Here is an 865-nt window from a genome sequence, read left to right on the forward strand (position 1 = left end):
AGCTGGTCTTACCCATTCTTTCACCTTACCCGTCCAAAGCCCTGCAATACAATAAGAGAATGGAATTAACGAACAGGCAAAGCCTAAGAATGTCATTGGAGGGTGAATAACCATCCAATAGTTCTGTAACAGAGGGTTCAAGCCTTTTCCATCTGCAGGAATAAAGTCTGGATTGATTAAGTACATTGGATCGTTAAGCACCTCTCTTAACAGTAAGAATGGAGAGCTTCCAATTTTCAAATCACCAATTACTACTCCTAATATCATAGAAGCCAAGAACGCCTGAACTACAGCAAAGACTGTCATTACTGGAGCTTCCCATTTACGGTTGGTTTTTATGATAATAAAGCCAAGAAGTACATTCCAAAATAACCAAAGCATAAAGCTACCTTCCTGACCTTCCCAGAAAGAGGCGATCATATAATAAGGAGGTAAGTTTATTGAAGAGTGACTCCAAGCATAATGATACTCGAAGTAATTATTGTAAATAATTAAAAAGAGAGTGACAACCACACCAATGACGGAAATTCCGTGTAAGATAAAAGTCGCCCGACTGAAGCTGATCCAAGGAGATTTGCCTACCTCATTATTATTAGTGGCTTTGAAATACCCGAAGGCGGCCATTAATGAAGTAATAAATGAGATTATAATAAGGAGGTGGCCAATATTGCCTATGCCAGTGTGTACCATGCTTGGTTACCTTAGTTCAGATTAAAGTTCAGTCTCTTCGTACTTAGAAGGGCATTTAAGGAGAATTTTATCAGCAACGAATCTGTCATCGTGGTAAGACCCGATAACCACCACTTTTTCTGATCTTAGAAAATCAGAAGGCATTGGCTCATTATAATAAACGGTTTGTTCCAAG

General features: G+C 39.0%; 2 protein-coding genes. Both read right to left on the reverse strand.

Going from position 1 to position 865, the window contains the following annotated elements:
• Nucleotides 1–690 (reverse strand): cytochrome c biogenesis protein CcsA (gene ccsA / locus AWN68_RS13185; protein WP_172796066.1); only part of this gene is annotated, 690 nt, incomplete at its 3' end.
• A 21-nt stretch (nucleotides 691–711) separates the two neighbouring features.
• The coding region (locus tag AWN68_RS13190; RefSeq protein ID WP_172796067.1) for a cytochrome c maturation protein CcmE domain-containing protein at nucleotides 712–865 on the reverse strand (154 nt) is incomplete at its 5' end.

The organism is Roseivirga echinicomitans, assembly GCF_001592935.1.
Taxonomy (GTDB): domain Bacteria; phylum Bacteroidota; class Bacteroidia; order Cytophagales; family Cyclobacteriaceae; genus Roseivirga; species Roseivirga echinicomitans.